This is a genomic window from Salinivibrio siamensis (assembly GCF_001996005.1).
Classification (GTDB): Bacteria; Pseudomonadota; Gammaproteobacteria; order Enterobacterales; family Vibrionaceae; genus Salinivibrio; species Salinivibrio siamensis.
Window position 1 is genome coordinate 132,002 of record NZ_MUFB01000004.1, and the last position, 7,268, is coordinate 139,269.

General features: G+C 39.6%; 7 protein-coding genes. All 7 read right to left on the bottom strand.

Annotated elements, in window-relative coordinates:
- Window positions 1-425: 425 nt before the first annotated feature.
- Window positions 426-833 (bottom strand): WbuC family cupin fold metalloprotein, encoded by a 408-nt coding sequence (locus BZG73_RS03750; protein ID WP_077667632.1) that lies wholly within the window; start codon window positions 831-833, stop codon window positions 426-428.
- Complete coding sequence (locus tag BZG73_RS03755; protein WP_077667633.1) at window positions 817-2,034, bottom strand: glycosyltransferase family 4 protein; 1,218 nt, start codon at window positions 2,032-2,034, stop codon at window positions 817-819. The genes BZG73_RS03750 and BZG73_RS03755 overlap by 17 nt, the downstream gene beginning before the upstream one ends.
- Entirely contained in the window at window positions 2,034-3,164 is a 1,131-nt protein-coding gene (gene wecB / locus BZG73_RS03760; protein ID WP_077667634.1) for a non-hydrolyzing UDP-N-acetylglucosamine 2-epimerase, read from the bottom strand. Before wecB ends, BZG73_RS03755 begins: the two co-directional genes overlap by 1 nt.
- Window positions 3,165-3,179: 15 nt before the next feature.
- Window positions 3,180-4,286 carry a UDP-2-acetamido-2,6-beta-L-arabino-hexul-4-ose reductase gene (gene wbjC / locus BZG73_RS03765; RefSeq protein ID WP_077667635.1) on the bottom strand — a complete coding sequence of 369 codons (1,107 nt, stop codon included), beginning with the start codon at window positions 4,284-4,286 and terminating at the stop codon, window positions 3,180-3,182.
- On the bottom strand, window positions 4,287-5,324 hold the full coding sequence (locus tag BZG73_RS03770; protein ID WP_077667636.1) for a polysaccharide biosynthesis protein: 1,038 nt from the start codon (window positions 5,322-5,324) through the stop codon (window positions 4,287-4,289).
- Window positions 5,325-5,332: 8 nt separating this feature from the next.
- A complete protein-coding gene (locus BZG73_RS03775; RefSeq protein WP_077667637.1) occupies window positions 5,333-6,424 on the bottom strand; it encodes a glycosyltransferase in 1,092 nt (363 codons plus the stop codon).
- 1 nt (window position 6,425) lies between these two features.
- Window positions 6,426-7,268 (bottom strand): polysaccharide pyruvyl transferase family protein (locus tag BZG73_RS03780; RefSeq protein WP_131826183.1); only part of this gene is annotated, 843 nt, incomplete at its 5' end.

Sequence of the window (7,268 nt, forward strand, 5' to 3'; positions counted from 1 at the left end):
AATACGGAATACGGAATACGGAATACGGAATACGGAATACGAAAAAAGCGTATCGTGCCTGGCCCCGTAGATAAAGTTCCTAGGGCCTGGGGCCTAGGCATACGGAAAACGCATGAACACCCGCGTCATGAAAGGCTTCCCCGCATGGTCGCCAGGTACTCCTGGTCCATAGCGCACATGATCCTTTATTTTCACTTATTTTAATTAATAAACATGGCATAACGCACAGTTTTTAGGCTATAGTGACAAATTAGTCATTAAATCGCTACCCTAGGCATGGCGCGGATCCTGATGCGTTTGTCCCTGAGTGTTTAACAATCTCGAATGAAAATGGAAATTTGTATTAACTCATCTGTCATCTATTATGTAGTATCTAAGTGCTTGCTCTTTAATTAAGAGATAAGCATAACTAACAATTAATTTAGCTAAGTCGGACTGAAAATTACCTTTGCTTTCTCAGGGTCAAATGGTCCTTCCTTTATCTCTAAAAGCAATGCTTTCTCGGAAATACATTCAACGCTGTGAATATCTCTTGGGTTTATTTCGATTGCCTTGATCGATTGCCCATCACCTGCAGTTAGCTTCTGTTTTACCTTTCCGTCATCGTCGTAAAGTGCTACTTTAACCTCACCATGAATAACTACAAACATTTCCCATTGATGATCTAACTCATGATAGTGGGGCTCAACGTAACTCCCTTGTGTAAGAGCAATAAAGAGCCGTTGCACCTTTTCAGCATAGCTGTTATGTAAATTAAGATGCGCTCTTCTTCTTTCTGATATTTCTGCATCATCAAATAACGCCGAAAAGCTATCATCATTGTATACTTTCATCTTTTTCTTTCAAATTATCGATAATTGCTTGTGCAGCAGATTGCACTGAAAATTCACTCTCAAGTAGAGTGAAAGCGTTTTTTCCCACATCCTTTCTCAATAACTCGTCATGGTAGAGAGACAACGCATTTTGGTATAGCATCTCATCTTCACCATTAACCGAGATAAAACCAGCTTGGTTATCATTGATGACGTCTAGCAAATCATTGCCTTGGTTTACACTGCCTAAGATAGGTATAGATTGAACCATATAACCTAAAAGTTTACCTGGAAAATTATGAGCCGTATGCTTTACTGAAAGAGAGAAAAGCCCAACATCAATATCAGCCAGTAAGTTCTTAAATTCATGCTGATTAACCGATGGAAGATAAGTGAAATTACTGAGTGACCACTCTTCGGCTAACTGATTAATGAGATTAACTTCATCTCCTTGTCCAACAAAAAGAAAGTGGGCTTCTTCATAATCGGTCATTGATCGTGCAAGACGCATCAAGTTGGACATATCTTGCGCATGACCAATGTTACCCCCATAGAAGTAAATAATTTTATCTTCTAAGTTCAGTTTTCTACGGATACTCTCATCCACATTTGTTAAAATGTGCGGTTTTAGTTCAGCCCAGTTCCTAAGAATTTCAGACTGATATTGATTATTTGTGGCCGCATTGAAAACCTGTCGATTTTTTTCTGACATCAATCCGATCTTATCTGCTTGCCGATAAGACTGCCCTTCAAAAAAACGAAAGTACTTTTCAATCACAGAACCTTGATTAATCATGCCTGCATCAATGGCCCATTGAGGAAATAAATCACGAAGAACTAAATAAGCTTTACATTGGCAACGCAACTTTATCATTTCAACGAGTTTCCCCCAGAATATAGAGGGGGAATAGTAAATAATACCATCAAAAGTCTCGGGTTGTATCTCGTCGGAAATAGCTCGCCAAGCACGGAAAGAAAGCATAGTTTCGTTTATGGCACGTTTAGCCTTTGTCGTATCCTTTATCACACCACTGGAAAAATACCAAACATTCACGCCATCCAACTGCGTTTTTGTTAGTTGTTGCTCCTGCGTCTCAGATGGCGTAATCACCGTGACTTGATAACCTAATCCGACATAGTAACAAGCCAACTCATGAAACATCTTTGCTCCAACGCGAGTGCTATGGGGCAAGTAATCATCAATAATTAACGCTAACCGCATTAGTATTTTTTCCAAACGACACGGTTTACATAATCGGTATAAGAATGGATAATCCGCACAACTTTTTCTGACACATTTGGCATCGAATAATCATAAACTTGCCGCAATAATCGCTCTTCACCTGAAGGCTGAGATTCAAGAACTTGTAGTGCTTGCATAACCCTTTCAACACCTAAACCAACCATCATCACCGACGCTTCTTCCATTCCTTCTGGTCGCTCATGCGCTTCTCGCATGTTTAGTGCCGGAAAGTTCATAATCGATGACTCTTCGTTAATCGTTCCACTATCAGAAAGCACGGCTTTTGCGTTCTTTTGTAAATGGTTATAGTCATGAAACCCTAATGGTTTAAGTAATTGAATGTTTGAGTGGAATTCTAAGCCCTGCGCTTCAATACGATTACGAGTACGAGGGTGCGTAGAAACAATAACTGGCAGGTCGTAGTCCTTTGCGAGGGTATTAAGTGTCTCCGCTAACTTTGCTAGCTGCCTAGGTGCGTCTACATTTTCTTCACGATGAATACTGACAACAAAAAACTGTCGTTTCGATAGCTCTAAACGCGATAGTACGTCAGAACCATCAATTCTTGCCATGTAGTGATTTAACACTTCAAACATTGGACTACCTGTTTTAATAACACGATCAGCAGGTAAGCCCTCAGCGAGTAAATAGTCACGCGCTATCGTGCTATAAGTTAGGTTAATATCTGCGGTATGGTCGACGATACGGCGGTTGGTTTCTTCAGGGACACGCTGATCAAAACAGCGATTGCCTGCTTCCATATGAAAAATGGGCACTTTACGCCGTTTAGCGGGAATAGCAGAGATACACGAGTTCGTATCGCCTAGCACTAACATCGCCTCTGGTTGCACCTCTTCAAGCACTTGATCCACTTTAATAATAACTTGACCAATGGTTTCTGCCGCACTTTTACCGGCTGCATTGAGAAAGTAGTCCGGCTTGCGCACACCCAGATCGTTAAAGAATACTTCGTTTAATTCATAATCATAGTTTTGTCCTGTGTGTACCAAAACATGCTCACAATGTAAATCTAATTGAGCTAATACGCGAGACAGTCGAATAATTTCTGGACGTGTACCCACGACGGACATTACTTTGAGTTTTTTCACTTCACTACTCTCGGATCAAGATAACGGAAAGGCAACTGTATCGGGTGCTTCACGGTCAAAAATTTCATTAGCCCAAAGCATCACGATCATCTCTTCATCACCAATATTGGTAATGTCGTGTGACCAACCAGGCACAGTTTCGACAATTTGAGGTGAGTTACCATCTGTATAAAGCTCATAACGTTCACCCGTTGCAATATGTTCAAACTTAAATAAAGCTTTACCTTTGAGAACCAAAAACTTTTCATTTTTACTGTGGTGATAATGACCACCACGCGTAATACCTGGGTGAGCGGTAAAGAACGAAAACTGGCCCGCTTGCTTGGTTTTTAACATCTCACTAAACACGCCACGCTCGTCACCATAGCTAGGGATAGAGTAGCTAAACTGCTCTGGTGTCATATAGCTAAGATACGTAGAGTAGAGCGCGCGCGTTAAGCCTGTGCCAACATCTTCTGTGACCAAGTTATCTCTACTGTTTTTAAAAGCACGTAGTAGACTCGCAACCTCACCTACCGTAGTCGGATATTCTGGCGTTATCCGCTTGTAACCACTTTCCGAGCCACCTTCCAATAGTGCCATTAAGCTGGTGCAAATATCATCAATATAAACTAAGTTAACGGCTGCATTAGGATCGTTTATCGTGATGTCTAGCCCATTCAGAATGTTGTGACAAAACGTTGCCACAAACGAGTTGTAATTGGGGCGACACCATTTTCCAAACACATTAGGGAAGCGATAGATAAAATAGGGAGACTGAGTTTGCTGCCCGTATTGCTCGACAAACTGTTCGGCTACCCGCTTACTTAATCCGTACGCGTTATCTCGATCCGCTTGTATAGAGGAGCTCAGCAGTATCGGAGTTCGCTTACTGCTACGACTTAGTTCATCGACAATAAACTGGGTAAGGTCAGCATTCCCGTACTGAAATTCTGCCTCATCTTTAGGCCGATTAATGCCCGCCAAATGGTATACGAAGTCCGCAGAGCCGAGTGACTCGGATAAAACTGTTTTTGGTGTTTCGCGATCAACTTCAACAATGTCCTGATAACCACGCTCACGAAGCATCACGCACAAGTTTTTGCCGATAAAACCTTTCGCTCCCGTCACAACAATTTTCATTTATACCCCCTCAGGTACAACTAAGCTACCTGCTTCAATATCACCAATGAAGTCGAGTTTCCTTAGCAGCGCCATCATACCGTCCACATCTAAACGTTCGGTATTATGCGAGTTGTAATCTTCGATAACAGATAAGTCTCTTTCTCCTTCCTCATGATATTTAGCGTAATTTAAATCACGGTTATCTGAAGGGATTCGATAGTATCCAACCTGGTCTTCGGCAACAAACATCTCTTCGCGACTGCATAACGCTTCATAGAGCTTCTCACCATGCCGTGTACCAATAACGTTCACAACATGCTCTGGCTTATCGGTTATTCGTTTCAGTGCTTCCACTAACGTTTCAATCGTTGCTGCCGGTGCCTTTTGTACAAAAATATCACCGTTTGTTCCATGTTCAAACGCATGTAACACTAAGTCAACCGCATCGTTAAGTGTCATCATAAAACGCGTCATATTTGGATCTGTTACCGTCAATGGTTGGTCATTGAGCATTTGCCGCAAAAACAGAGGGATCACTGACCCACGCGATGCCATCACGTTACCATAACGTGTAGCTGCTATCATGGTTTTAGCTGGATCCACATTGCGAGACTTCGCGACAATCACTTTCTCCATCATCGCCTTTGAAATCCCCATCGCATTGATGGGATAGACGGCTTTATCAGTACTCAAACAAACTACACGCTTCACTTCATTTTGGATGGCCGCTTCTAGGACATTTTCGGTTCCTAAAACGTTGGTTTTTACTGCTTCCATAGGGTGAAATTCACAAGATGGCACTTGCTTCAGCGCCGCAGCATGGTAAATGTAGTCAACACCACGCGTCGCGTTCAATATACTTTGAGGATCTCGCACATCGCCAATATAGAACTTTAACTTTGAACTATTATATTTCCTGCGCATGTCATCTTGCTTTTTTTCATCGCGAGAGAAAATGCGGATTTCTTTAATATCAGTATCTAGGAAACGATCAAGCACTGCATTACCAAATGAGCCTGTACCGCCAGTAATCAGTAGTATTTTATTCTTAAACATAAAAAACCTTAATAGCTGTCAATTATAGAGCAATACTTTCTCGCCCTATCTTTTGCGGTAAAAGTCATAAACTCAGAGCTAAAATCCAGTTGCAAATCTTCATTCCGATTTAAATATGCATGATATATTTTTTTAGCCATATCATTTGCGTCGGTTGGATCAAAGTATATTGTTGAACTAGGGCAGCATTCCTTCATGAAAGGAAGATCTGATGCTATGACTCGTTTCCCCATAAAACTAGCTTCTATAGGAGCCGCAGAAAAACATTCCAATAAACTAGGAAATATCAAACAGTCAATGTTTTTATAAAAACCAGGACACTGTTGCACTTTAATTTCACCAGTGGAAAGGAAGTTATTTAAATCACTGAAGCCTAATTCATCCATTTCTCTATCAGTAAATGAGAAAAGTATAACGACTTCGAGATCAAAACTTTCTTTTAATATTTCATCTACTGTCTTCAATATTCTAATATTTTTATGAACGTAGGGTCTACCTAAAAAACCTAAACAAAATTTATCGCTAGGTTTATCTTTCACCTCTATGTTTTTCCATCTATGCGGCTCGTTATATATAGACGATATTGTATTGCTTACTATTTCTATTTTTTCTTTTTTGAAGCCACGATTTACTAAAGCATCCTTAACATGATTTTGTTCAACAACAAGCATATCGTAATTTAAAAATAACTTTTTCTGAATATAATACTTCAGTTTTCTTTTCATTCGATCAAAAAAACCGAGTAATGTGTATGCATGTGAATCAGGATAGATAATCCAAGGTTGAGCAAAGCCACAAATGTGTACTTTACAATCGATTGGATAATAAAATGGACCGAAGATAGTAAAACAAATGTTATAACCGCTAAATATCTCTTTGGCTTTACTGTTGTAGAAACTTAACCCATAAACATCGAAAATGATAATACGCTCTAATTCATCTTTGCAAAGTAATGATATCAAGTTATCGAAAACTTTAGAAGATACAACGATGTCATAATCGTACCTTTTATTTTTTATCAACTCAACGATAAAGGAAACAGCGACTTGAACGCCCCCTCCAGAATGAAGGTTACTTGCATTAACAAGCTTGTTCCTCATGTTAGCTCCTTAATACAGGGAAAAGTGTATGTTCAATTGAGGTTAAAGTTTTATCTTGAGCATCATTTAGTCTCTTTGAAAAATCTGAGGAAGATTGAGAAAGGTAAATAAGCTTATTCGCAATATCCTCACCAGTAAATGAATCAATGGAGTAACAGATATCTTCAAGTTTAATGTCTTTCAAGATATATTCTGCTTTAGGTTGATACGAAATAGAGATGAGGGGGCATAACACCTGTATTGAGAATAGAGCACTATGGAAGCGACTAGCAACAACACCCTTGCTGTATCTCATCCTAGATTTTAATACCGTAGGATCCATTGCACTACTGTCATGTTTTACAATACCCCCACATTTATCAACGATTTCTTTTATTAAAATCTCGTCTAATGATGTGCCATCGCCATTTCCTACCTGATTATAGATTATAAAAGGTTTACCTGATTCCTTCACTAAGATCTTAATTGCTTTTATATATTCGCCAATATATCTCTGTCTATATTCATTTTTATTTAAGCCAGGAAAATCCCAATCAATTACTGTACCAATATAATGTCCTGACCATGATCTATCTTCCTGTAATTCTCCGCTAGCTAGCCATGCAAGATCGTGACAGTAGCGAGTATTAAGCCCCATATCATTACTTAAATCAAATGAATAGCTCTCTCTAGTAAACACAGTATCTAAAGAAGAAAAAGCAAATTTTGAAATCAARTAATCCAACTTTTTAGTGAATGGACCAATACTCATCGGCGAGGCTAATTTAAGAGCTTTAGACGCGCGATACGGCAAGATATTCATAATATTAACATATAGTGACAAACCGTTTGAGTACATATATCC